23 protein-coding genes and 2 pseudogenes are annotated in these 25,240 nt (G+C 66.7%); 14 read left to right on the top strand and 11 right to left on the bottom strand.

Annotated elements, in window-relative coordinates; translation table 11 throughout:
• The first annotated feature begins 27 nt into the window (after positions 1-27).
• Positions 28-7,101 (top strand): polymorphic toxin-type HINT domain-containing protein, encoded by a 7,074-nt coding sequence (locus tag RV986_RS19000; RefSeq protein WP_475918562.1) that lies wholly within the window; start codon positions 28-30, stop codon positions 7,099-7,101.
• Positions 7,102-7,763: 662 nt separating this feature from the next.
• Here RV986_RS19000 and RV986_RS19005 read toward each other — a convergent pair.
• Positions 7,764-7,961, bottom strand: a pseudogene (locus tag RV986_RS19005) (site-specific integrase); the annotation flags it as partial.
• A 404-nt stretch (positions 7,962-8,365) separates the two neighbouring features.
• Between RV986_RS19005 and RV986_RS19010 the strand changes: the two are divergent.
• The 3 genes from RV986_RS19010 (at position 8,366) to RV986_RS19020 (ending at position 10,289) form a co-directional block, all read left to right on the top strand.
• On the top strand, positions 8,366-8,641 hold the full coding sequence (locus RV986_RS19010) for a hypothetical protein (protein ID WP_475918563.1): 276 nt from the start codon (positions 8,366-8,368) through the stop codon (positions 8,639-8,641).
• A gap of 67 nt (positions 8,642-8,708) precedes the next feature.
• Complete coding sequence (locus tag RV986_RS19015) at positions 8,709-9,041, top strand: PIN domain-containing protein (protein ID WP_475918564.1); 333 nt, start codon at positions 8,709-8,711, stop codon at positions 9,039-9,041.
• A gap of 756 nt (positions 9,042-9,797) precedes the next feature.
• Complete coding sequence (locus RV986_RS19020; RefSeq protein WP_475924328.1) at positions 9,798-10,289, top strand: DUF4265 domain-containing protein; 492 nt, start codon at positions 9,798-9,800, stop codon at positions 10,287-10,289.
• A gap of 99 nt (positions 10,290-10,388) precedes the next feature.
• On the opposite strand, the gene RV986_RS19025 is transcribed toward RV986_RS19020, so the two are convergent.
• The 4 genes from RV986_RS19025 to RV986_RS19040 all read right to left on the bottom strand — a co-directional run bounded on the left by RV986_RS19025 (position 10,389) and on the right by RV986_RS19040 (position 13,657).
• Positions 10,389-11,696, bottom strand: a complete 1,308-nt coding sequence (locus RV986_RS19025) for a tyrosine-type recombinase/integrase (RefSeq protein ID WP_475918565.1) — start codon at positions 11,694-11,696, stop codon at positions 10,389-10,391.
• A complete protein-coding gene (locus tag RV986_RS19030) occupies positions 11,696-11,884 on the bottom strand; it encodes a helix-turn-helix domain-containing protein (protein WP_365434528.1) in 189 nt (62 codons plus the stop codon). Before RV986_RS19030 ends, RV986_RS19025 begins: the two co-directional genes overlap by 1 nt.
• Entirely contained in the window at positions 11,881-12,096 is a 216-nt protein-coding gene (locus RV986_RS19035; protein ID WP_475918566.1) for a hypothetical protein, read from the bottom strand. Before RV986_RS19035 ends, RV986_RS19030 begins: the two co-directional genes overlap by 4 nt.
• 97 nt (positions 12,097-12,193) lie before the next feature.
• On the bottom strand, positions 12,194-13,657 hold the full coding sequence (locus RV986_RS19040; RefSeq protein ID WP_475918567.1) for a replication initiator: 1,464 nt from the start codon (positions 13,655-13,657) through the stop codon (positions 12,194-12,196).
• 296 nt (positions 13,658-13,953) lie between these two features.
• Between RV986_RS19040 and RV986_RS19045 the strand changes: the two genes are divergently transcribed.
• The 5 genes from RV986_RS19045 to RV986_RS19065 all read left to right on the top strand — a co-directional run bounded on the left by RV986_RS19045 (position 13,954) and on the right by RV986_RS19065 (position 17,399).
• Positions 13,954-14,406 (top strand): GntR family transcriptional regulator, encoded by a 453-nt coding sequence (locus RV986_RS19045; RefSeq protein WP_475918568.1) that lies wholly within the window; start codon positions 13,954-13,956, stop codon positions 14,404-14,406.
• An 826-nt stretch (positions 14,407-15,232) separates the two neighbouring features.
• Positions 15,233-15,430: a hypothetical protein gene (locus tag RV986_RS19050; RefSeq protein WP_155057999.1), complete on the top strand. Its 198-nt coding sequence runs from the start codon at positions 15,233-15,235 to the stop codon at positions 15,428-15,430.
• 9 nt (positions 15,431-15,439) lie between these two features.
• On the top strand, positions 15,440-15,844 hold the full coding sequence (locus RV986_RS19055) for a type II toxin-antitoxin system VapC family toxin (protein WP_168488495.1): 405 nt from the start codon (positions 15,440-15,442) through the stop codon (positions 15,842-15,844).
• Positions 15,845-16,325: 481 nt separating this feature from the next.
• Positions 16,326-16,727 (top strand): hypothetical protein, encoded by a 402-nt coding sequence (locus RV986_RS19060; RefSeq protein ID WP_475918569.1) that lies wholly within the window; start codon positions 16,326-16,328, stop codon positions 16,725-16,727.
• A gap of 87 nt (positions 16,728-16,814) precedes the next feature.
• Positions 16,815-17,399 carry a suppressor of fused domain protein gene (locus RV986_RS19065; RefSeq protein WP_475918570.1) on the top strand — a complete coding sequence of 195 codons (585 nt, stop codon included), beginning with the start codon at positions 16,815-16,817 and terminating at the stop codon, positions 17,397-17,399.
• Positions 17,400-17,471: 72 nt separating this feature from the next.
• Here the strand turns inward: RV986_RS19065 and RV986_RS19070 are convergent.
• The 3 genes and pseudogenes from RV986_RS19070 to RV986_RS19080 all read right to left on the bottom strand — a co-directional run.
• Positions 17,472-17,879 (bottom strand): annotated as a pseudogene (locus RV986_RS19070) (tyrosine-type recombinase/integrase); the annotation flags it as partial.
• Between the two features lie 296 nt (positions 17,880-18,175).
• Entirely contained in the window at positions 18,176-18,367 is a 192-nt protein-coding gene (locus RV986_RS19075; RefSeq protein ID WP_475918571.1) for a hypothetical protein, read from the bottom strand.
• Between the two features lie 9 nt (positions 18,368-18,376).
• Entirely contained in the window at positions 18,377-19,222 is an 846-nt protein-coding gene (locus tag RV986_RS19080) for a helix-turn-helix domain-containing protein (RefSeq protein ID WP_475918572.1), read from the bottom strand.
• A 262-nt stretch (positions 19,223-19,484) separates the two neighbouring features.
• On the opposite strand from RV986_RS19080, the gene RV986_RS19085 reads away from it, so the two are divergent.
• Complete coding sequence (locus RV986_RS19085) at positions 19,485-19,898, top strand: ATP-binding protein (protein WP_475918573.1); 414 nt, start codon at positions 19,485-19,487, stop codon at positions 19,896-19,898.
• 245 nt (positions 19,899-20,143) lie between these two features.
• On the opposite strand, the gene RV986_RS19090 is transcribed toward RV986_RS19085, so the two are convergent.
• Positions 20,144-20,368 (bottom strand): hypothetical protein, encoded by a 225-nt coding sequence (locus RV986_RS19090; RefSeq protein ID WP_475918574.1) that lies wholly within the window; start codon positions 20,366-20,368, stop codon positions 20,144-20,146.
• On the opposite strand from RV986_RS19090, the gene RV986_RS19095 reads away from it, so the two are divergent.
• Complete coding sequence (locus RV986_RS19095) at positions 20,360-20,761, top strand: polymorphic toxin-type HINT domain-containing protein (protein ID WP_475918575.1); 402 nt, start codon at positions 20,360-20,362, stop codon at positions 20,759-20,761. The two genes, RV986_RS19090 and RV986_RS19095, sit on opposite strands and share 9 nt — an antisense overlap.
• A 38-nt stretch (positions 20,762-20,799) precedes the next feature.
• Here RV986_RS19095 and RV986_RS19100 read toward each other — a convergent pair whose 3' ends face one another.
• Positions 20,800-21,621, bottom strand: a complete 822-nt coding sequence (locus RV986_RS19100) for an HARBI1 family protein (protein WP_475924329.1) — start codon at positions 21,619-21,621, stop codon at positions 20,800-20,802.
• A gap of 152 nt (positions 21,622-21,773) precedes the next feature.
• Here RV986_RS19100 and RV986_RS19105 point away from each other — a divergent pair, with 152 nt between their 5' ends.
• Positions 21,774-22,175 carry a DddA-like double-stranded DNA deaminase toxin gene (locus RV986_RS19105; protein WP_475918576.1) on the top strand — a complete coding sequence of 134 codons (402 nt, stop codon included), beginning with the start codon at positions 21,774-21,776 and terminating at the stop codon, positions 22,173-22,175.
• Positions 22,176-22,249: 74 nt separating this feature from the next.
• Here RV986_RS19105 and RV986_RS19110 read toward each other — a convergent pair whose 3' ends face one another.
• Positions 22,250-22,966, bottom strand: coding sequence for a hypothetical protein (locus tag RV986_RS19110; protein ID WP_475918577.1), 717 nt, complete (start codon positions 22,964-22,966; stop codon positions 22,250-22,252).
• 100 nt (positions 22,967-23,066) lie between these two features.
• Here RV986_RS19110 and RV986_RS19115 point away from each other — a divergent pair, with 100 nt between their 5' ends.
• Complete coding sequence (locus RV986_RS19115) at positions 23,067-23,570, top strand: polymorphic toxin-type HINT domain-containing protein (protein WP_475918578.1); 504 nt, start codon at positions 23,067-23,069, stop codon at positions 23,568-23,570.
• Between the two features lie 63 nt (positions 23,571-23,633).
• Positions 23,634-24,887, top strand: a complete 1,254-nt coding sequence (locus RV986_RS19120) for an IS4 family transposase (RefSeq protein ID WP_475918579.1) — start codon at positions 23,634-23,636, stop codon at positions 24,885-24,887.
• Positions 24,888-25,240: the final 353 nt, after the last annotated feature.

Raw genomic sequence — 25,240 nt, forward strand, 5'->3', positions numbered from 1 at the left:
CGCAGTGATCATTTGGGGAGTCGTGTCATGAGTACCGGCAGCAAGGCGCGCTGGGCCACACGTTCCGTCAGGCGAAGATTCCTGCCGGCCCTGGTCCTGGCGCTCATCGCATCCACTGTCGTCGCCGTCCCCGCCCAGGCAGCCGAGAAAGGTGGACTGGGCCGCCCCGCCACGCCGAAGCAGGAAGTCAGCAAGGTCCGCGCCGTCACCGGACTCGGCGCAAAAACGGCCCGTGACCGGGTAGCCGCCGCCCGCGCCGCCAACACCCGCCAGGCTCACAACGCCCGCGCGCAGCAGACCGCGTCCTGGCCCGCACCCGCATCGGACACTGCGCAGTTAGCCACACGGGGCAAGACCGTCCGCCTCAATGCCGGCGGCCTGCCCGTCACGCTCACCGCAGCCGCCGACCATGCCCCGGACACCACCCACGTATCAGTCCAGAGCCGTGCGAGGACGCAGGCCGCGGGCATCAAGGGAGTCCTGCTCACGGCGACGGCCGACCAGCCGGGCACCGCGAAGATCGGCATCGACTACGCGCGCTTCGCCTCCGCCTACGGCGGAGGCTGGTCCGGCCGCCTGCAACTGTTCCAACTCCCGGCCTGCGCCCTGACCACCCCGGACAAGGCGTCCTGCCGCACGCGCACCCCTCTTTCCTCCCACAACGACATCTCTGCCCACACCGTCACCGCCAGCACACTGATCAGCGCACCGGACGCCCGGGCCAAGCAGCCCGCGCCGGTGACCGTGCTGGCGCTGGCCGCCACCACGGGTGCTTCCGCCGCCGGTTCCGGTGACTACACCGCGACCCCCCTCGCGCCATCGTCGACCTGGGAGGCAGGCAGTTCATCCGGCGCCTTCGGCTGGTCCTACGGCATGACGGTGCCGCCCGCGGCAGCGGGCCCCGCTCCTTCGGTGTCCCTGTCCTACAACTCGGGCAGCATCGACGGCCGCACCGCCACCACCAACAACCAGGGCAGCCAGGTCGGTGAAGGCTTCGACCTGTCCTCCTCCTCGTACATCGACCGTTCCTACGGGTCGTGCGACAAGGACGGCCAGGAGGACAAGTTCGACCTGTGCTGGAAGTACGACAACGCTTCCCTCGTCCTCAACGGCAAGTCGAGCGAACTCGTCAAGGACGACACCTCGGGTGCGTGGCACCTGAAGAACGACGACGCCTCCACGGTCACGCACTCCACCGGCGCCGACAACGGCGACGGCAACGGCGAGTACTGGACCGTCACCACCGGCGACGGCACCCGGTACGTCTTCGGCCTCGACAAACTCCCCGGAGCCGGAACTTCGGACGCCACCAACTCGGTGTGGACGGTCCCCGTCTACGGCGACGACTCCGGTGAGCCCGGCTACGACCAGGGCTCCGCCTTCACCGACCGGTCCGCCACTCAGGCGTGGCGCTGGAACCTCGACTACGTCGTCGACCTCCACGGCAACGCCATGACCTACTGGTACACCCCCGAGACCAACTACTACGCCAAGAACGGCGCCGACACCGCCACCGCCAGGTACACCCGCGGCGGCTACCTCACCAAGATCCTCTATGGGCAGCAGAAGGACACCCTGTTCTCCGGCGTGACCTCCGACCAGGTCACCTTCGACTACACCGAGCGCTGCACCGCCTCCGACTGCACCGACCTGAAGGAATCCACCGCCACCCGCTGGCCCGACGTCCCCTTCGACTCCATCTGCGCCTCAGACGCGGACTGCGACGCGACCGGTCCGGCCTTCTTCACCCGCAAGCGCCTGACCAACATCACCACCCACGCCTGGTCCGCCACCGACAGCAAGTTCACCGACGTCGACTCCTGGGACCTGACCCAGGAATTCCTGGACGGCGGCGACATCGGCGACACCACCGACCAGAGCCTCACCCTCAAGTCGCTGCGTCACACCGGCAAGAACGGCACCGCGATCGCCCTCGACCCGGTGACCTTCACCTACGAGATGCGCCCCAACCGGGTCGACGCCACCGACGACATCCTGCCGCTCACCCGCCCCCGGATGCGGTCGATCACCTCCGAGACCGGCGCACTCACCACCGTCAACTTCTCCGGGCCCGAGTGCGTGCGCGGCTCGAACATGCCGGCCGCCGAGGACGACAACAACACCTCGTGCTACCCCCAGTACTGGAACATCAACGGCGCCCAGGACGCCTCCCTGGACTGGTTCCACAAGTACCGCGTCACCGCCGTCAACACCGCCGACCCCACTGGCAAGAACGAGAACACCGAGAACTCCTACAGTTACGCCGACCCCGCCTGGCACCACAACGACAACCCGCTGGTCCCCGAGGACGAGCGCACTTGGTCCGAGTGGCGCGGCTACGGCAAGGTCACCGTCACCAAGGGCGTCTCCGGCACCACCCAGTCCAAGACCGTCTCCCTCTACCTGCAGGGCATGGACGGTGACAAGCGCAAGGCCCCCGCCGCCCCCCGGTCCGTGAGCGTCAAGGGCATCGACGTCAACAGTCTGGCCGTCGCCGACCAGACCGACAGCGACCAGTACGCCGGATCACTGCGCGAGCAGATCACCTACGACGGCGCCACCCCGGTCACCGTCACCGTGAACGACCCCTGGTCACGCCGCACCGCCACCCAGCACAAGTCCTACGCGGACACCGAGGCGTACTACACCGGCACGCAGAAGACCGCCACCCACACCTACCTGACCGCCAAGCCGGGCTGGCGCACCCGCACCACCTCCACCACCGAATGGGACGGCTACGGCAACCCCCTGAAGGTGTACGACGAGGGCGACGCCGCGGTCACCGGCGACGAAACCTGCACCCGCACCTGGTACGCCGCCAACACCCAACTCGGCATCAACTCCCTGCCCACCCGCACCCGCACCGTCGGCCGCGCCTGTACCACCGCGGAGACGTCCCTGTCGCTGCCCGCCTCCGTAGCCACCCGCGGCGATGTCCTGTCCGACACCGCCACCGTCTACGACGGCCCCGCCACCACCACCGCCTGGACCCCGGACCAGACGCCCACCCTCGCCGAGGCCACCTGGACCGGACGCGCCTCCGCCTACCCCGCCACCGCCACCAGCGGCGAACGCAGCCCCACCAGCTGGCAGACCCGCAGCCGGGCCACCTACGACAAGCCCATGGGCCGCGTAGCCAGCTCCACCGACGCCGCCGGCAACCCCACCACCACGACCTACACCCCGCTCACCACCGGCCCGCTGACCAAGACCAAGGTCACCAACGCCAAGACGCAGAGCACCTTCACCTACAGCGACTACGCCCGCGGCCTGCCGGTCATGGTCTACGACATCAACAACAAGATCACCGAGACCACGTACGACGCCCTCGGCCGCACCACCGCGACCTGGCTGCCCAACCGCGACCGCGCCTCGAAATACAGCCCCAACTACACCTACGCCTACTCCGTCAGCAACAACGCCCCGTCCTGGTCCTCCACCTCGACGATCAAGGCCGACGGCATCACGTACAACACCTCCTACACGGTCTACGACTCCCTGCTGCGGACGCTGCAGACCCAGACGCCCACCCCCCTGGGCGGACGCCTGCTCACCGACACCCGCTACAACGCCCGCGGCCTCGCATACGAGACCTTCGCCGACGTCTACGACTCCACCACCGCACCCTCGGGCACCTACACGCGCGCCGAATACGGCCACGCCCCCAAGCAGACCGAGACCGTATTCGACGGCGCCGAACGCCCCACCACCAGCACCTTCCTCGTCAACGGCGTAAGCAAGTGGAGCACCACCACCACCTATACCGGCGACTCCACCGCCACCACCGCGCTGGACGGCGCCTCCGCGAGCCGCACCATCGTCGACGCCCTCGGCCGCACCACCGAAACCCGGGAATACGCCGGCACCAGCACCGCCGACACGGGTTACGGGGCCACGGTCGGCGCGTCCTACACCTCGACGAAATTCAAGTACACCCTCGACGGCAAACAGGACACCATCACCGGGCCGGACAGCACCTGGTCCTACGGCTACGACCTGTTCGGCCGCCAGACCTCCGCAACCGACCCGGACAAGGGCACCTCAACCACCGGCTACACCGGCCTCGACCAGGTCTCCTGGATCAAGGACGCCGCCGGACGCGTCATCATCAGCGCCTACGACGTCCTCGGACGTCCCACCGGCACCTGGTCCGCGCCCTCCACCGCCGATTTGACCTCCACCACCGAGGAACAAGTCGACGCGAACAAACTCACCGCCTACACCTACGACGGCGTCACCAACGCCAAGGGCCAACTGGACTCCTCCACCCGTTACGTCGGCGGCGCCACCACCAGCGGCAGCGCCTACACCAACAAGGTCACCGCCTACGACAGCCTCTACCGGCCCACCACCACCCAGCTCCTGCTGCCCGCCAGCGACCCCCTCGTCACCTCGAAAGCCGTCGCCTCGACCCTGACGTCTTCCACCTACTACAACATCGACGGCACCCAGCAGAACATCAGCGAACCCGCCGCCGGCGGCCTGCCGTCCGAGTTCATCAGCTACAAATACAACGGCCTCGGCCAGAACACCCAGACCACCGGCACCACCGGCTACCTGCTGAGTGCGAGCTACTCCGCCCTCGGCCAGCCCGAAGTCCTCAACCTGGGCACCTCAGAAGCAGCAGGCACCAAGAAGGCGTACGTCAGCAACCTGTACGAGACCGGCACCGACCGCCTGACCCGGTCGTCGGTCACCGACGACACCCACTCCTACAAGCTCCAGGAACTGAACTACGCCTACGACAACGCGGGCAACGTCACGGCCATCACCGACCCGACCACCCTGGGCGGCACGGGCAAGGCCGACAACCAGTGCTTCACCTACGACGGCCACCGCCGCCTGACCGAAGCCTGGACCCCCTCCACAGCAGACTGCGCCACCTCCGGCCGCACGACGGCGAACCTCGGTGGCGCCGCCCCGTACTGGACGTCCTATACCTACAAGGACTCCGGCCTGCGCGACAAGGAGACCACCCACACCACCAGCGCGACCACCACCAAGACCTACTGCTACGACGCCACGAAGGTCCACCGGCTCACCGCCACCACGACCGGCTCCACCTGCACCGGCGTCACGGCGGCCTACGGCTACGACACCACCGGCAACACCATCGCCCGGCCCGACGGCACCGCGAGCCAGAGCCTGACCTGGTCGGCGGAGGACCGCCTCGACACGACCAAGGAAGGCGCCGGCACCACCGGCTACGTCTACGACGCCGACGGCAACCTCCTGATCCGACGCAACACCGGCGGCGAGACCGTGCTGTACCTCGGCGCCACCGAGGTCCACCTCGACACCTCGACCTCGACCGCAAAGTACTGGGCCCAGCGCTACTACACCGGCGCCGGCTCCGCCATCGCCTTGCGCAGCAACAAGTCCGGCACCTCGACGCTGACCTGGCTCGCCGCCGACCACCACGGCACCAGCACCATCGGCGTGGACGCCTCGACCCAGGCGGTGACGAAGCGCTACACGACTCCGTTCGGCGCCCCACGCAGCGGCGGCACGGGAACCTGGCCCGACGACAAAGCCTTCCTCGGAGCCTCCGCCGACTCCTCGACGGGTCTCACCCACCTCGGTGCCCGCGAATACGACCCGGTCATAGGCCGCTTCATAAGCATCGACCCAGTGCTGTCGGTCGACCAGCACCAGTCCCTCAACGGCTACACGTACGCCAACCAGAACCCGGTCACCATGAGCGACCCCACCGGTCTCATGCTCCATCCTGACCCGGGCGGAAGTGGTGATGGTGGCAACAAGCAGTGCCCCCCTTTCTGTAGCGCCGACGGCCAACCCCACGGCCCCAGCACTGGCAACGGGTCTACCAACGTCAACTCCGACGGAACGCGTGGTGGAGGAACGGTCGGCACCTCCTCCTCGGACAGTCAGGGAAACGTCCGGAATGGCAACGGCTGCGGCTTCTTTTCAACCTGCGGCTGGTCGCACGCGGCCCATGCCGGGATAAATTTTGCCAAAGAACACAAGGTCGTCATCGCGACCATCACTGAATTCGCAGTGGGAGCAACGTGCCTCTCGGCAGCAACCGGCGCAGGCCTGGCCACCGGCGGCGCGGGATTCACTGCTGCCGGCGGATGCGGAGCCGTAGCCTCAGCAGCGGGCAGCGCAGTAGGAAACGCGCTTGACGACAACGCCGATCACAGCGTGTCCGGCCAGCTCACAAGCCAAGCCGAGGCCGCCATCTGGGGCGCAGCAGCAGGCGTTGCCGGATACGGTGCAGGAAAATTCATTGTCGGGTGCCACAGCTTCCTCCCCGGAACCAAAGTCCTCCAGGCTGACGGCACACACAAAGCCATCGAGGATGTCGAAGCCGGCGACACGGTCGTCACTACCGACACCAACACGGGAAAGACAGTCCACAAAAAGGTCGTCTCCACCATCACCACGGAGGACGACAAGGACTTCACCGACATCACCATCTCCGACAACAACGGCAACCACTCAAGCATCATCGCAACCGACACCCACCCTTTCTGGGAACCCAAACTCAAGAAATGGCTGAAAGCCGGAGACCTCCACCCCGGACAGTGGCTGCGCACCAGCGCCGGCACACACGTCCAGATCACCGAAGTCGCCCACTACACCAAGCGCCAGCGCACCCACGACCTGACCATCCAGGACGTGCACGCGTACTATGTGCTGGCTGGGGCCACCCCCATTCTCGTTCACAATTGCGGCGGCGCTCTGCTTGATCGAGCCCGTGGGCTCTATGCAACGCGGGCCGATGAGGCGTCGACAGTTGCAGTTGCCCGAGTTCGGAACGTGAATACGGGCAGAGCTGAAACATGGGTTGCAACTGAACGTACCGGTCTCCCCGATGAATGGAAGGGAGGCAATGCGCCGCTGCGTGGGGAGCGCTATATCCCCGGGCAAGGTCATGCCGAGGCTACGATCATGAATCGCTTGGGGAGTGACTGGGAGATCGTGGGGATGGCTTCGTCGACTAGGATGTGCCCTGCGTGCTTCGCGCAAGCAACAGGTCCAGGCGTGGGCCTCACACCGAGCCCGATCGGCAAGGGCACCGGGGCGTCGAGTACTGGAAACACGCCATGGCGAGTGGTTCTAGGGGGCGGCGGCTGATGGACTTGTGGAGCCTGACAGGAGGGCTGTCTCTCGCCAGGATGAGGCCCATCCTTGAGGTTGCCGGGGCCTCGCGCCTGGCAGAGATCGATGACATTGTCGCTGGGTGCAGTGCTCCAGGGGTTCCTGGAGGTACAGAGAAGATCGCTTCGCTGAGGAGCTGGCGAAGTGAGATCGGCACTCTAGAGGACTCGTCCACCCCGGCCTATTTTCAATCGACAGCTGCTGGCGTAGCGATTCTGGTGGCGTCGCAAGAGCTGCCTGCAAGCGACCGCGAGTGGAGGATCAGGTCAAGCGTGGGAAACTTTTGGGATTCCTGCGATGACTTGTTGCATGTCGGCGGTGGATACTCAAGGGAAGAGTTTAAGGGGATTAAGACGACTCTTCGGGGAGTTGAGGACATCTGGCGCGATGGAGATATCCACCTTTTGTCCAATGAAGGAGTCGATGCCGCGGAAGTATATGCGGAACGCCTCTCTAGGATTCGCTCCAACTATCCGAAGCGTCGACAGATTGCGCGAGTCGTAGCCGAGTGCGCCGGATGGAGTATTCCGACGATTTCTCCGTAACCCGAGACTGGGTTACCGAAGTCCGGTAGCAGTGCGACGGAGCCCTCATCGACAGTGATATCGGTGAGGGCTCTGCGACGTTTGACGGCAACGTCAGCGAACGACGGCTGTGGCGGGTGGGGCGCCAGGGTCGTCGTCGGTCCCATCGAGTGCGTTGCCGAGGGCGTCGATGGCTTGGCGTTGGAGTCGGAGTCGGACGTGGGCGTAGACGCCGGCGGTGACGCCGATGTGCGCGTGGCCGAGGAGTTCCTTGATGACGACGAGTTCGACGCCCTGTTCCAGTAGGAGTCCTTGCGCGTCGCACAGCAAGTTGTCGCCTACGACCGTCCTGCGGCCGGATCGCAGGCACAGGGCCAGTCAGGGGGCCGACCTTCAGCATCCGTCGCCGGGCTCACCGAGGGCGGTGGCCGGCACCGCCTCCAGCGGGGAGCGATACCCCCAGCGGCCCACCCTCTCGGCGGACCCCTCCCCACCCGGCCTCCGCGCTGCCGCACTGGCGGGGGCACCGGCATCGCCCCGACGCCCAAGGACCGCCCTCCCCGGCGAACGGGCCGCCAGAGGAGTACCAGACAGGACACACGCGGGGACATCGACCAAGTTCCTGGCAATTCTCGGGCGACTGCCCGCACGCCAGCGGGGGTGAACCTCTGCCGATCCAGCTGTCCAAGGCCGCAGGGCCGTCCTACGCTGCTGGCGTGACCGCTGCATTCGACTACGAGGACATGCACCACCTGGTGGACCGACTCTCCCCGACCCAGGTGCGACGCCTGCGCCTGCTCGTCACCCAGGATGAGGAACTGTCCCAGGTTGCCCAGTCACTGTCGGCAGTCGACGCGAACGAGGACGAGAAGTCGGTCCCGGCCGGGCTGCTGGCCCTGATCGGCAGTGTGAATGGCCCAGAGGATCTGGCTGAACGGCACGACGACTACATCCGCGAGCGGATGCGCGAGCGCTTCGGCGACTCGGCGTGATTGCCACGGTCCTGGACACCGGACCCCTGGCTGCGGCGTTCAACGCGGCCGACCGGCGTCACCCGGAGTGCGCCTCCCTGCTGACGTCGCTGACCGGCCGCCGTCTGCTGCCCAGCCCGGTCATGACCGAGGTCTGCTGGAGCGCTGGCCCCAGGTCGAAGCGGCGTTCCTCGCCGAGGTCGCACGGGGAACATTCGAGCTGGTCCACCTCACTCCCACCGACCTGACGCGCATGGGTGAGCTGGTCCTCCAGTACGCCGACTTCCCGCTCGGCGGGGTCGACGCCTCGGTCATCGCGGTGGCCGAGCGCTTCGGCGTGGACCGGGTAGCCACCCTCGACCGGCGGCACTTCAGCGTCGTCAAGCCCGCCCACGTCCCCGCGCTGACACTCCTGCCGTAGGCCGACCAGAGGTCTACACCTCTGATGGCAGCGCTGACGGCAACAAGCACGGACGCCAGGGCACAGCCACGGACGCCAGCGGAGCACGAACCCGCCGATGACCTGCGAAAACGCAGGTGAGGAGGGGTCGCACAGCACACGTACTATGTGCTGGCGGGGGCCACGCCGGTCCTCGTTCACAACTGCAATACCGCCCGATTTGAGGTCAATTCCAATGGCGTGGCAACTGATCTCGAAGCCGACATGTCGCGAGCGGGCAAGCCGTTCACTCCCAAGGGTAAGAGGGAGGTGATCGCGCAAAATAGGGATGTCAATGGCGGGAAGACGGTCTGTGATGACTGTCAGGTAGAGACTGTTCCGGCGACTCAATCACGCAGTGGTGTTCCCGTGAATCGTCAGGAAACTCGCGTTGACCATATCTGGCCGCAGAGTTTGGGCGGCCCGGGAGCTCTGTGGAATGGCCGCGTTACGTGTTACTCATGTAACGAATTTTGGCTCGATACACCAAAGGGCCCGCTGGGTTGACTGGGGAGATCGATGTAATCGGTAGTGTGACCCGTTCCGGTTCTGTAGAGACTTGATCGTTTGAGAGGGGTCGAGTCATGGCACATCCGTCTTCCTATCCCGTTGAACTGCGCGAGCTGATGGCTGGTGCTGACTGCGGGGGTTGGAGTGGGGTGCGGGTGGCAGTTGCTTGGCTCGACGTAACCTGCACCACCTAGGTCTCGCCACTTGGTGCATACTGGCCAAGTGACGATGCCTGAGGGTGAAGTGAATGATCGGGTCCGAGTTGTTTTCCAGCTCGAACAGAATGATGGGTGGCCCCCTGTGGCTAGTGAGAGGCTGTGGGCCATGCCGGTGGATGTCGACCTAGTTCGAATTGATAACGTGCCGTGGTTCGTGCGCGACCTCTCGCTGAATGACATCGTGAGGACGCGCGCGAGGGCTGGCGGGGGAGATTTGGAGGCGGTTGGGAAGGTTTCCTGGTCGGGGAACTGTACGGTGCGGATCATCCCCTACGAGTCGGGTAGATTTTCTGGGGGCCCGCAGGGGGTTATCGATATCTTCTCGCCGCTGGGTGTTCGTGCTGAGGGAATTGAGCAATTCGGAATGATTGCTCTGAGCGTGCCGCCGTCGGCCGATATTCCCGGCGTTAAAGGACTTCTGGTTCGAGGCGCTGAGGCCGATTGGTGGGATTATGAGGAATCCTGCATCGGTGATGCGTGGGCGGACTCGAATTCACGGTAACTGCACCCACTCTGTCGATCGCGATGGCAAATCTGAAGCCCCACCGGTTGTGGCTGGTGGGGCTTCAGTGGTGTTTGACGGCAGTAGTTGACGGCAACGTCAGCGGACGTGCGCTGCGCAAAGGGGTGGTTCGCCGCCGTCGTCAGGTCGGGCGATGGGCTCGCAGGGGTTGCGGAGAGCGTTGCCGAGGAGGTCGATGGCGTCGCGTTGGAGGCGGAGTCGGACGTGGGCGTAGACGGTGGCGGTGACGCCGATGTGGGCGTGACCGAGGAGTTCCTTGATCACGACGAGTTCGACGCCCTGCTCCAGTAGCAGGGTCGCGGTCGAGTGCCTGAGGTCGTGAAATCGGATGCGGCGGAGGCCGGCCTTGCGAAGGAGCGTGGTGAAGGCGCGGGCGAGGTTGGTCGGGTCGATCGGTCCGCCCTGCGCTGTAGTGAACACGTGCCCGTTGTGCTGCCATGCCGTGCCTGCGGCCTCGCGTTCGTGTTGCTGCTGTTCACGGTGGAGCTTCAGCGAATGGACGCAGCGGGTGGGGAGGACGATTCGGCGTTCGGAGGCCCGCGTCTTGGTGGGCAGTGGGGTGAGCCCGCCGGTGCTGGTGCGCTGCAATGTGCGGCGGATGGCAGCAGTGCCTGTGCCGAGGTCGAGGTCTTCCCAGTGCAGGCCGAGGAGTTCGCCCTTGCGGAGTCCGGTGTGGAGGGCGAGTTGGAACAGCGCGTGCAGCCGGTGGCCCTGTGCGGTGGTGAGGAGCTGGCGGGCTTCCTCGGCGGTGAGGGGTTCGAAGCGGCGGGGCCGGGGTGTGCCGGTGCGGACGTTGCGGGCGACGTTGCGCGGGATCTCCTCCTCGCGGACGGCGTGCTCCAGGGCGGACTTGAGCACGGAGTGCACGTAGGCCAGGGTCAGCGGCGAGAGCCGCTTGGAGCAGCACGTCCCGGTGGCGCAGCAGCGGGGCTGGTCGCGGGCGGTGTCGAGGCCGCGGGTGCAGCACTGGCAGGTGGTGCGGAGCTGGTTGAGCCAGGTGCGGACGTCCTTGGCGGTGAGCTTGGTGAGCCGCTTCTTGCCCAGTCCGGGGATGAGGTAGAGCCGGGCGACGGCGGTGTAGCGGGTGTGGGTGTTCTCGCGCAGGTGGTGGACGGCGACGGCCTCCAGCCAGTACGTCAGGTACGCGGCCACGCTGCCCTGCGCGGTGGCGGCGGGGACGCCGCGGTTGCTGGCGGCGATCTTCTCCGTCAGTTTGGCCAGCGCCTCCGTGCGCGTGCTGCCGTAGACGCGTATGCGTTTGCGGGTGTTGCCGGGGGCGAGGACGTATCCGGCGGCTTCCCAGCGGCGGTCTTTTCGCTGGTAGACGGTTCCGTCGCCGTTGGCGCGGGTGCGGCGAGAGGCTGGGGTGTCGCGGGGTGTGGTCATCAGGCGGCTTCCTGTTCGAGGCGGGTGTGGATGAAGTCGGTGAGGGCGTGGGTGGGGATGCGGCGGGCTCGGCCGAGGGTGAGGGAGGCGAGTTGCCGGGTGCGGATGAGGTCGTAGACGGCGGTTCGGCCGAGTTGGAGGCGTTCCATGACTTGGGGGACGGTGAGGAGTTCGGTGCCGGCGGTCACGCGACGGCCCCCGTCCGGACAGCACGGGTCAGCCGATGGGTGGAGTGACCGGCGCGGTCGCCGGAGCGCTCCGAGTGCCGGGTTCGGGTCGGTTGCTCGGATCGGGTCTGCCGTTTCGCGGTCAGGAGGTTGGCGAGGTGTTCGAGTTCGGGCAGGAGGCCGGTTCCGGTGTACTGCCAGTGGGAGATGACCAGCGTGGTGTCCGAGTCCACGCGCTGACCGGCGGTGTTGGGGTGACCGGCGGCCAGGTTGGTGGAGTGTTCGGTGTGGTCACCGACCGGAGTGCCGTCCGTTTGGCGGGCCTGCGTTTCAGCCGGTGCCGGTGCCGGTGCTGGTGCTGGTGCTGGGGCTGGTGCTGGGGCTGGGGCTGGGGCTGGGGCTGGGGCTGGGGTCTGGGGCTGGGGTCTGGGTGTCGGGTCGGCCGGTTCGCCAGGCGGTGCGTTCGGCTCGGAGGTGGGCGAGGGTGGTGGAGTAGTGGCGGGTGCGGGTGGAGAAGTGGCCTCGGAAGCCGAGCATGTGGGCCCATTGGCGCAGGCGGAGGTGGGCGTGTCGACGGTTGGTGGCGAGATGCCAGGCGGTGTGGATCATGCGGCGGGCGTGGTCGGTGATGTCGTGGGTGGCGAGTTCGGCGAGGAGGCGGAGTCGGTGGTCGAGGGTGCCGGTGGTGGTCTCGGATCCCTTGGTGGCGTACTTGGCGATGTAGGCGGCGACGTGCCGCTCGGTGACCGGGCCACCTTCGGTGAAGTCCGTGCTGCGGATCGCCCGGACGTCGATCTGCCGCCCGAACCGGAACACCAACCGCCCGGCCCGATCTGAGCCTTGGGGCTGGGATGTGGGGACGCGTCCGGCGGGCTGCGGTTGCTTCGACGGCTCGCCCTCGTGGTGGACATGGGTGCGTGTGGCGGCGGCGCGGACGGCGTGGTCGAGGAGCTGGGTGCTGGCCCAGGCGGGCGGGGTGCTGCCGGGGCCGGTGGGTCCGTCGAGGCGGATGACGGCGTGGAAGTGGACCTGGCCCCGTTTTTGGTACTCGGCGACCTTGGCGTAGGAGAGTGTGGCGTGGTGGCGCAGCGCGCGCTGGGTGAGGCCGGCGGCCTTGGCGATCTCGCGGCGTAGGTGGGTGGTGAAGCGTGCCCACAGGGCCGGGGCGTGCGCGTTCCACAGCACCGCGCCCGCGTAGTCGTAGCGCTCGGGATCGAGTGGGGTGCCAAGGAGCAGGTCGTCGTCGGGGTGGGTGTGGCCGCAGTGGCAGCGGCCGGTGTCGGGCTGGTTGTGGACGGGGCCGAAGCCGGGTGCGGTGAGGGTGGCGAACACGCGCGGGTGCGCGGCCACGCTTGCCGGGACGGTCTTGCCGCCGCGCAGGCCGGCGGCGATGAGTTGGTAGGTGTCGTAGCGGTAGACGGTGGAGCAGGCGGGGCAGCGGGTGGCGCGGCGGTTGCCGCAGCGCACCAGCAGTTCGCCCGCCGGGAGCCGGCCGGAGTCCAAGTGGTTCAGGATCTCGCCGGTCGCGCTGTCGAGACGGGTGCGGTGCCCGGTCAGGCGGATCGGGTGCGCGCAGCCACCGAGTCCGGCTATCTGCCGTGCGAGGGGTGCGAGTTGGCCGGTGGCGGCGAGCTTCGCCAGCCTGGCGGTCAGCCTGGCGCGTCGCTCCAGCGCCGACCGCCCTGCTGCCGATGCGGTGACGTGCGCCGGGCAGGTCGGCGCCGTGAACGCCGACGACGGGAGCGAGGTGGCTGGAACGGTCGCGGGGTACGGGAGTTGGAGCTGTGCGGGCATGCGGGACGGGGCCTTTCGGCGGGAGCGCGGAAGCGGTACGGCGCGGAGCGGCGTGGGCAGGCCGAAGTGATCGGCTCACAGGGAACGGGGGCGCCTCGAAGTTGGGCGCGGGGCCAGACCAGAGGGGCTGGTCGGCGGGGCGCGGTGGTGATCACCGGAGGGTGCGTGACGTTAACATCGCATCACGGGCGCATTCAAGTGCATCCCTCCTGATTCCTTTCTCGTGGGTAGTGGGACGCGGGTAGTGTGAGGGCGGTTTCCCGGTTTGGACGGGCCGGATTGTGCTGGTAGAGGGCGTGAAAGCGGGGGTGACCGGCGTGGTGGTGGGGCGGCGCGGGCGCAGGCCGGCAGGCAGCGGGGTGCCGCTGACGTTCGAGCTCATCGCCGAGACCCTGTGTGAGCGGATCCGCTCGGGTGGGCTGCGGCCGGGCGACGCGTTGCCGACGCAGGCCGTGTTGATGCGGGAGTTCGGGGCGGCGAGCCTGACAGTGCAGAAGGCCATGGCCCTGCTGAAGCAGGAGGGATGGGCGGTCTCCCGCCCAGGCAAGGGCGCCTTCGTCGCGCACCGCGGCCACGCCGCCGACGATGCTGATGACCTCGACGGCCCGGAGGCGACCGCACCCGTCGGCGGGACGGCGGCCCGCGTCGAGGCGCTGGAACGGGCGCTGGCCGAGGCCGCTCAGCAGATTGCCGACCTTCGTGGCCGCGTCGAGGCACTGGAGACGGGCAGCGGCGAGCGGGACCGCTGACCCGCCGTGCCGAGTGGCCCGGGGGCGTGCGTTCAGATTTTCTCTACGAGGTTCAAGGCGGCGTCCGCCCGTCGGAGCTGGCCGAACATCGCCGACTGACCCGCCGTCGGGCGAGCAGCCGACGCTCGTGCCGAGTGTCGGCGGGCGGCCGGTCCCGGGCGTGAGCAGGACTCAACCTGGCACCATCGGGAGCAAGTTGTGGGCGTGGAGCCCTTGCCCGTCGCACAGCAAGTTGTGGGCGTGGAGCCCTTGCCCGTCGCACAGCAAGTTGTCGCCTACGACCGTCCTACGGCCGGATCGCAGGCACAGGGCCGACCAGGGGACCGACCCCCTTCACGTTCGTCGCCGGGCGCACCGAGGGCGGTGGCCAGCGTCGCCTCCGGCGGGGAGCGAAGCTCCCGGCCCCCGCCATCGGCCGATCCCTCCCCGCCCGGCCCCGGAACATGCACTCGGCCGTTCGCCGCGGCTGGCTCCCGGCGCGGCTCACGGACGCGCGTCGAGCCTTGAGCGACGACCGACTCAGGATCCGTCGACGGCTGGTGACCGAGCTGACCAGAACCTGGCTTCCGGCGCAGCAAGCCGTCCCGGCGGACGCGCTGATGTAGCAGGACCACGTGCCTGCCCCGTTCGCCGGCCCGGTGTACGGCCCCCTGCCCGTACCCGACCCCGCCCCAGGCAGGCCACCGGCCCAAGATCCCGCCAGCACCTGCGAGGATCGGCGCACGCATGTTCGGAGATCGGCTCCGTGGGGTGAAGCCCGGTGTCAGCGCGGGGCAGCCCCCGTATGCTGGCCTCGGTAGCCACATCCCGTCCCGTGGAGGTCCCGATGAGCACACCCGACGCGGAGTACTCCGGCTACCCGCCGCTTCGGCCCCGCGTTTCGGTCGAGGAGCTGCTGGCCGCGAAGAACACCCAGCCGATCCGGTCCCTGGACGACCTCGCCGCCGACACCTTCGAGTCGGACGAGGAACTGGAGGAGTTCCTGGCCTTCACGTACGCCGAGCGCCACCGCGACGTCGCCTGAGCCGCCGCCGTGCAACCCGTCATCCTCGACACCGACGTCGCCTCGCTGTCCCACAAGCGCAAGCTCACCGGCCCGCTCGCCACCAGGCTGATCGGCCGCAAGCCGCTGATCACCTTCGTGACCTTCGGCGAACTGACCAAGTGGACCGAGATCCGCCACTGGGGCACCCGCAGCCGCCAGGAACTCGCCGACTGGCTCTCCGGCATCCCGATCCTGCCCGGCGACGAAGCCGTCGCCGCAACCTGGGGCCGCCTGTCAGCCGCGGGCATCCAGCGCGGACGCCCACGCCCGATCAACGACATGTGGATCGCGGCCTGTGCCCTCACCTACGACCTGCCGCTGGCCACGCTCAACCTCAAGGACTACGAGGACTTCCGAGCCCACCACGGTCTGCGCATCCTCGGCGCGGAGTAGCCGCTCGCCGCTGGCGCAGCCGGACCCGGCTCCCAGACGAGGCAGCGGCCTGTGACCAGGCTGACCAGAAACTGGCTGCTGGCGCGTCGTTGTCCCGTTGGATATGGGGAACAGGGCCGGGCAGGGGCCGGCTCTCCGCGCGAATCGCCAGCTCGCCGTCGAGCGGTGGCTGGCGTCGCCTCCGACCGGGAGCGAAGCTCCCGGCCCCTCCGAGCGGCGAACCCGTCCCGCCCTGGCCCCCGCACTGCCAGACTGGCGGACGCACGAACCTTGCCGCACGCCGACCGAGGGCCGCCTCGGAGGCCCACCTCCGAGCCGCCGCGAGGCCCCAGCCCCGCCTGGCTGGTCAAGACCCTTGACGGCAGTAGTGACGGCAACAACCACGAACAACCCCGGCCGAACCCGCATCCCAGCGAACCGCCGAATACCGCTTGACCTGCGAAAACGCAGGTGGGGAGGGGCCGCGTAGCACACGTACTATGTGCTGGCGGGGGCCACGCCGGTCCTCGTCCATAATTGCGATGAAACAATTCTCTACCGCTCGCCGGCGGAAGGGAAGCGGGCGAGTGAGGCGGGTGGACTGAACGCAGACAACCATTCAGGACCTCACGCCACGGCATATCTTGCCAATAAGCCAGAGGGTGCCGCACAGTACGCCGGAAACGGGCACGATATGGGATTCCATCGGTTTGCGATGAAGCCGGGATTCCGAGAGGCTTTCGGACATCTTGAATTCGAATTGCCAAATAAGAACGGCATGACCGGCCTGACCGAGTGGCGGATTCCAGCTGGCAGGATCGACGAGTTCAACTCGTTCATTGATCACAGTAAAACTCAGTGGTGGGACGCCGCCTTGGGGCACTTCTATCCGCCGTCTGGGTAGTAGGCGAAAGTAGTAATGTGGGCGCTGTCGCGCGTATCGTCGGCAGCGCCCATCCGTTTCAGGAACAGCGCTAACTCAGGGGGCGTCATGGTTGGCCGCGACACGCTTGGCCGGTTCGATCGCTACTGCGAGCTGCTCGATTCGCTTACGGGCGAGACGCCTGTCATCAGTGACGTTACGCCGCGGGTGGTAGGGGACGGGCCGGTTCGTGCCGTCTCGTACATCGGAACGCCAGAACCTGGATATGTGACAGGCTTCACCTACGGGCTTTCCCTCTCTAGTAATCCAGATTGGGGGCCAAGGGGTCGCGAGCTATCCATTACTGTCCGCTCTGACGACGTTGAGTGGTCTCGGGTTCCCGCAATGATAGTTGCGGCACTCCGGGGCATCTGTCCATTTAGTCCGGGTCAAGTCCTTGGCTATATGGAGCCGTACGTAGAAGGCTCCCCGATGAATAGCATTGTCTTGGCCGAACCTGCCTTCGGGTATGGCCCGAGATTGCTCGATCTAAGTCATGATGAAGTTGACGCAAAGCGGCGTGACCTAGTCGAAATTGTCGGAGCCTACCCCATCCATTCCTCGGAGCGGGAGTTCGTTTACTCGCATGGATTCGATGCCTTTTGGGGCTTGGAATGGGATCGCTTTGACCCTGCCCGGACGCCGGTGGCGTAAATCATCTTGGGTGATGCCGCAGAGGCCCCGCTGAAACTTTCAGCGGGGCCTCTGCGGCATTTGACGGCAACGTCAGCGGACAGTTGCTGAAGCGAGCGGGTCGTCGGAGCTGTCGCCGTCCAAGCTGAGTACGTCGTTGAGGGAATCGATGGCCTGGCGTTGGAGGCGTAGCCGGACGTGGGCGTAGACGTCGGCGGTGACGCCGATGTGGGCGTGGCCGAGGAGTTCCTTGATGACTACGAGTTCGATGCCCTGTTCCAGGAGCAGGGTGGCCGTCGAGTGCCTGAGGTCGTAGAAGCGGATGCGGCGGAGGCCTGCCTTGCGGAGGAGCGTGGTGAAGGTACGGGTGAGGTTGGTCGGTTCGGTCGTTCTTCCCTGGAGAGTGGTGAACACGTGTCCGCCGTGCTGCCACGTGGTGCCTGCGGCCTCACGCTCGCGCTGCTGCTGTTCGTGGTGGTGCTTCAGCGACTGGACGCAGCGGAGAAGGCGACCCGCTGACGCGGGTAGCGCGCGACAGCACAGCGGATGACCGGAAGCAGGGAGAGAGCCGGACGCGCTCGCGCGACGAGCGCCAGGCCGACGGCGGGGAGTTGGCCGAGGCGCGGGCCCGGCGGTGAGGCGGTTGGCTCCGTGTGCTTTACCCACCTCCCCGGGCCGGGGCCCGCGTCGGGCAAAAGACCAGCAGGTCCCGAGCAGGGGACGGTCACAGCGGGCGCTGGCCCAGGGCCCGTGCGCCCGTGCCCCCTCGTGGACGGCGAGACGGCACCGGCGCGGGCCTACAGCAGGTGGTCGGCCTTGCCCGCCTTGATGTCGGTGATCAGGGTGCGAAGGGCTTCGAGGGAGTCGGTGAGGTAGCGGTCCTCCTGGCCGTTGACGGCTATGTAGGCGTTCCCGTCGGCGTCGGTGCCGAGGCGGAAGCAGTTGTTGCCTTCGGCGCAGAAGGGGGCTTCCCAGGTGATGACAGGCATGAGGGCTCCTCAGAGCTCGCGGGCGACAGCGTGGATGAGCTCCCGAGACTTTTCGGGACTCAGAGAGTGCTCGTCCATCCAGTCGAGGTGGGCGCGGAATTTGGCGAGTTGGGCTTCGGCATGGAGGAACTCGGGACCGTGTGTGGAATCCAACTGGACTGTGTCGAGCTGCGGCACGGGGCCTTCGGCATACAGGAGGGCGTGCCCCGCTCCTGGAAAGCCGTCGCAGCTGACGGGGATGACGCACACAGTGATGTTGTCGCGCTCTGACATGGCGCACAGGTGGTCGAGTTGGGTCTGAGTGACTTTGTTCCCACCGAACTGCATACGGAGGGCCGCCTCGTGGACGTATCCGACGTACGGGAGTGAGATCGGCTCATCCAGGACCTGCTGTCGATCCATCCGATGTTCCACGCGCAACTCGATCTCAAGCCGGGACATGCGCGGCAGCCCGGCGTTGAACACCGCACGGGCGTACTCCTCGGTGTGCAAGAGGCCAGGCAGGTGGACGATCTGCCCGGTGAGCAGGCGTTTGGCGTGCCACTCAAGCTCGGCGATGTCGAGCAGTCCTGACGGCAGGGTTCCGCGGTACTGCTCCCACCAGCCGGGTTCCGCTTCATCGGCCATGGCCGCCAGAGCATCGACGTAAATGTCGTCCGAGCAGTCGTAGTTGCTGGCCAGCGTCCGCACTCGCTCCGGGCTCGCGATCCGAGTGCCCGCTTCCATATTGGAGACCTTCGCGCGGTCCAGGCCCAGCAGGCCGGCCGCGTACTGCGTGCTTGCACCTGCCGCGACGCGGAGTTTACGCAGTTCAGCTCCAACGCGCTGCTGGCGTTCTGTGGGTGCACTTCGCATCGACACGCTGTCCTCTCTGCCCGGCCCCGTCAGTCTGCCGGGCTCCGCACGCTTGGTCCAACCCTATCGTGGCAAATTGCCATCGAAGTTCTGGCGCCGCGCCACGATGAACCGCTAGCGTTGGGTCACGAGCAAGTTACACACCGCAACGCCGGAAGCGCACCGCGCGAGCATGCCCGCCTGCCCTGGGACGGGTGCGCCCGCGACCAGGGCGGTAGGCCACCGGCAACCCCAACCCCTCACCACCGCCATGGAGTTCGCCATGCCCGAGATCCCTCTCGTACCTGTCCTCTGGCGCTTCCCCGCCCACCCCGCCTCCGTACGGCGAGCCCGGCACGCCGTTGCCGAATCCCTGCCGCACGCCCTTCGCCCCCACCTCGGCGACGACCTCGGCCTGTTGACCTCGGAACTGGTCACCAACGCCATCCGCCATGGGACCTGTCGGGAGGACGACGACCTCGTCGAACTCGTCCTGTGGCCCGCCGACGGACACTACTGGCTCGCCGTCTCCGATCCCGGCACCGGCAAACCCGTGCCGGCCCACCCGGACACGGACGCCGAGACCGGCCGTGGCCTGCTCCTCGTCGACCACCTCGCCACCGCCTGGACCGTACGGCCCCGCCCCACTCGCGGCACGTCCGTGATCGCGGGCCTCCCCTTCCGTTACAGCGGTTGACGGGGAGCAGGACACCGGCCGGGAGGGGTTGGCCGGAGGGCCGGGCGGGAATCCGCCGCCTGGCCGCGTAGCGGGGGCGGGTGGCCCGGTACGGATTGATCTTGGTGCGCGGTCTCCCGGCTCGGGGTGAACCACGCGGCGAAGAGGATCACCGGGCAGGTGCAGAGCGGACGGGCCTCCGCTCCCCCGTCTCCCCGGCTCCCCCGTCTCCCCGGCTCTCCCGCTCCCCCGGCCCGGCGGGCCGGTCACCTGGGCTTCTTGGTCGACCCCTGACCGTGGCCGGGGTTGCCGTTGGCGTTGCCACGCGTCGGCTCGGTCGTGGTGGTGGACGTAGCGGTCGCGACGGCCCCGGTCGAGGCCGACTTCGACGCGCTCACGGAGGCGGACGCACTCGCAGCGGTGCCGCCCGGGCTCGCGGACACGCCGGAGACCTCGGATTCGGTGCAGCCAAATTCCTCGGCATGTGCCACAGCTTCCTCCCCGGAACCAAAGTCCTCCAGGCTGACGGCACACACAAAGCCATCGAGGATGTCGAAGCCGGCGACACGGTCGTCACTACCGACACCAACACGGGAAAGACAGTCCACAAAAAGGTCGTCTCCACCATCACCACGGAGGACGACAAGGACTTCACCGACATCACCATCTCCGACAACAACGGCAACCACTCAAGCATCATCGCAACCGACACCCACCCTTTCTGGGAACCCAAACTCAAGAAATGGCTGAAAGCCGGAGACCTCCACCCCGGACAGTGGCTGCGCACCAGCGCCGGCACACACGTCCAGATCACCGAAGTCGCCCACTACACCAAGCGCCAGCGCACCCACGACCTGACCATCCAGGACGTGCACGCGTACTGAGCCTTTCCCAGTAATGGATCATGACGTTGTGTGATCGTTCAGATGGTGCGGTCGTACTCGAGCTGGAGCAGGACGAGGGCTGCGGCGGCGATCTTCGTGATGCGGCTGGGGTCGAGGCTGACTCTGCGCAGGGCCTTGAAGGTCGTCTTGAGCAGGGAGTTGGCGCGCTCGCAGACGCCGTGGATGCCGCGGATGACCTTGTTGTAGGTCTGCTGGGCCTCGGTCAGTTCGCCTCCGGCGGGCTTTTTGACGGGGTGGCGGAACCCGTCGCCGGCGTTCTCGTAGCCGAGGTCGACCAGGGTCGGCATGTCCAGCTCGGCGGCGATCCGGTTGAGGGCGTCGGTCAGGCCGTGGTGGCGGGCGCAGGTGGTGTCGTGCTCCCTGCCCGGGCGAACCGGTGAGACCCAGATCGGCCAGCCGTCCGGGGTGGAGATGACCTGCACGTTCCCACCATGGTGCTTGTGTTTTCCGGACCACCACAGGTCCGCGCCGTTGGGGCCGGGGGCGGCGACGCGGTCCGTGCGGATGACCGTTCCGTCGAGGTTCAGATGCGTCAGCCCGGCTGCCTTCGCACGCTCCAGCGCGGTGGCGAGGTCCGGTGCCCCGGCCGCCAGAACGGTCAGCCCCTCGTGGAGGTAGCGGTATGCGGTGGAGGCCGACAGGCCGTTGTCACAGGCGAGTTGGGCCAGTCGGGTGCCGTCGAGGAACCAGCGCAGCACGAGCACGGCCTGCTTGAAACAGCCCAGCGCACGCCGCCCCTTGCGGGTCCCGGCCACGATGCGGTGATCGCGCAGCAGCCGGGCCAGGTGCTCGGCGGTGGACCGCTTCACATCGAGCACGGCGGTGTATGTGACACTGATCGACACGTGAGGCCCCTCGGTCGGATCTTTTCTTCGCAAGATCGTTCCTACCAGGGGCCTTACGCCTGCCCGGACTTGGGGACCACGCGGGCCGCAGCGCCAGCATCGCGATCACAGCGAGCGACGAGCGCTTACTGGGAAAGACTCACTATGTGCTGGCTGGCGCCACGCCGGTCCTGGTTCACAACTGCAATGTTGCCGCTGCGGTTGATGACCTGCCGAAGGATTTCGAGCGGAGAACGGCGGGGGTTCTTGATGTGGGGGTTGAGCAGATTCCCATTTCGAGCGGCCCGGGCGGACAGTCGCAGATGCTTGCCAATCTCTCTGGTCGAACGAAGCAGAACTTCGACCACGTTGAGACTCATGCTGCTGCATTCCTGAGGATGAACCCAGGTATCAGAAAAGCAGTGCTCTACATCGACAACAAGTTTGGTATGTGTACAGGACCAAACGGTTGTGCGGCAAGAATGGAAGACATGCTCCCGGAGGGAGTGCAGGTGTGGGTGAACTCGCAAGGTCGTAAATACGGACCGTTCACTGGTAATGCAAACTAAAGAGGATCGATAGAAATGGCCCGGCCTGCCGTTTAGTGCAGGTCGGGCCATTATTCTCTGCTGCCAGAGATTTGCTATCGAAGGAAGTCCGGGAGATCGTCCCAGTTGGACTCTTGCGGTTCGATTGCCATGTAGCGCTTCCAGGGAACGTCGACGATGTTGGCGAGTGGAGTGAGGAGCTCTGGAGCGGGTGCCGCAACAGACACGTCAAATCGGCGAGTCGTGTCGTTTGGCACGCTAATCAGGCTGTCGGACACCTGGGCGAGCAGACTGGTGCCCACGAGAATGCTGACGTCCGCAGAGGGCCATCGCCAGTGTGGCAGTGGGAGCGGCCGGAAGCCAGAGATGATCTGAGAGAGAATTTCTTCGGTGACGTTCTCGGCATGTATCTGGTTGGGAGCCCCGATAATCGCTTCGAACACCGTCGCATGAAGGAGGAATTCTGAAAGTGTTTCGCCCGTAGGTGTCCAGGGTTCGGGATCTGAACCTGGTTGACGATCAAATACGATTGGATCGTCGCCGTCAATGTTTGTGGACCACGTCCAGCATCCCTGATTCTCAACCCAGAAGACCAGCTTCTGGTCCTCGATCTCCAGTTCGCTCGGACTAATGGGATGGTTGAATGTGGCCACGGGCGTAGACCACTGGGAAGCGACTTCATGCCAAAGCCTCAGCGGACATGGCATCTTGGCTTCTTCTGAGTCTGCGGAAATAGGTAGATCTGAGTCGCCGTACCAGCGTGTCAAAAACCTACTCAGACTCTCGCCGGTGATATTGAGCAGTTCCTCCATGTGTTTAGTATGCATCACGTACACACGCCTCCATGCTGGGCATGTGCAAACTTGAGCCCCGTCGGAAGCCTGTCCGACGGGGCTCTTGCCCGATCACAGCGTGTCCGGCCAGCTCACAAGCCAAGCCGAAGCCGCCATCTGGGGCGCAGCAGCAGGCGCTGTCGGATACGGACTCGGCAACGCAGCCAAACTCCTCGGCAAGTGCCACAGCTTCCTCCCCGGAACCAAAGTCCTCCAGGCTGACGGCACACACAAAGCCATCGAGGATGTCGAAGCCGGCGACACGGTCGTCACTACCGACACCAACACGGGAAAGACAGTCCACAAAAAGGTCGTCTCCACCATCACCACGGAGGACGACAAGGACTTCACCGACATCACCATCTCCGACAACAACGGCAACCACTCAAGCATCATCGCAACCGACACCCACCCTTTCTGGGAACCCAAACTCAAGAAATGGCTGAAAGCCGGAGACCTCCACCCCGGACAGTGGCTGCGCACCAGCGCCGGCACACACGTCCAGATCACCGAAGTCGCCCACTACACCAAGCGCCAGCGCACCCACGACCTAACCATCCAGGACGCAATGCCGCTAAGTTAGGCGGCTCGTGTCGTCCGCCTGACGATGGGGCAGGGGGGCAGCCGTCTCGCTAGGGTGCGGTTCGTGGCGCGAGTTGGGCAGGTCAGTGGGGACGAGCCGTCGGGCGGGCGGCTGACGGACCACATCGAGTTGGGTGTGCTCGCCCGTACGTTTCCCCGGGATCTGCTGGAGGAGGTCCTGGACGTCACGGGTCGGCGGGAGAGGCGGGTGCGGCGGCTTCCCGCTCATGTGATGATCCGTTACGTGATCGCGCAGGGCTTGTTCTTCGGGAGCGGGTCGGAGGAGGTCATGCGCCAACTGGTCGGTTCCCTGCGGCATCTGGGCTCGTGGAGTGACGACTGGCAGGTGCCCAGCACTTCGGCGATCGCGCAGGCCAGGGCCCGGCTGGGGGCCGAACCGCTGCGGGAGTTGTTCCGACGCGCGGCGGTCCCGGCGGCCGGACACGGCACCAAGGGCGCGTGGCTGGCCGGCCTGCGGCTGATGTCGATCGACGGAACCGGCCTGGACGCGGCCGACACCGAGGCCAACGTGGCCGCGTTCGGACGGATGAACTCCGGGCCCAAGGCGTCGGCCTTTCCCAAGGTGCACCTGGTCACCCTGTCCGAGTGCGGTACCCACGCTGTGGTCGCGGCGGAAATCGGCGGCTGCCGGACCGGGGAGCGTACGCTGGCGGCCGGTGTGCTGGACGCTTTGGAGCCGGACATGCTGCTGCTGGCCGACGCCGGTTTCTACAGCTGGCAGCTGTGGCACGACGCCGCCGCCACCGGCGCTGCCCTGGTGTGGAGGATCGGCGCCGGTGTGAGTCTGCCCGTCGTTCGTGCCCTGCCCGACGGCTCCTACCTGGGCCTGCTCTTCGACCCGTCGGTCAAGACCGCGCGCCGCCAGGCACTCCTGACCGCCGCCCGGGCCGGGCAGGAGGTGCCCGGGGAACAGGCGCAGCTGGTGCGGGCCGTGGAGTTCACCGTGCCCGACCGAAATCCCGACGGGGAACTGGTCTGCCTGATCACCACCGTCCTGGACCCCGCCCGGATCAGCGCCACCGAGCTGGCCACCGCGTATGCCCAGCGGTGGGAGCACGAGTCGGCGCTGGACGAGATCAAGACGCATCTGCGTGGTGGCGGCCAGATCCTGCGCAGCAAGTCTCCCGACATGGTCGAGCAGGAGATCTACGGACTGCTCCTGGCGCACTACGCGGTCAGGGACCTGATGTGCCAGGCCGCGGACGAAGCAGGCCACGACCCCGACCGGCTGTCATTCGCCCGCTCCGTCCGCGTCGTCCGCCGCCAGGTCACCGACCAGGCGGCCTTTCCCCCCTGAACACCTGCCCACGGCAACCGCCCACACCCTCGCCGAGATCACCGAGCGGCCCAACCCCCGGCGTCGCCACCGCACCTACCCCCGCGTCATCAAACGCGCCCGCCACAACTCCTACCGCGTGAAACGCCCCACCGACGTAGCCCTCAAACACACCGGACCACCCACACCGCAACTCATCCGAGCCACCTAACTTAGCGGCATTGATCCAGGACGTGCACGCGTACTATGTGCTGGCGGGGGCCACCCCCGTTCTCGTTCACAATTGTAATCCGGTCAAGGATTTCAATGTTCCGAGCACGCCAGGGGTTTACACCATCCACCTGAAGGGTGGAGAGAAGTACGTCGGAATGTCA

It is taken from the genome of Streptomyces sp. RLA012 (assembly GCF_056270325.1).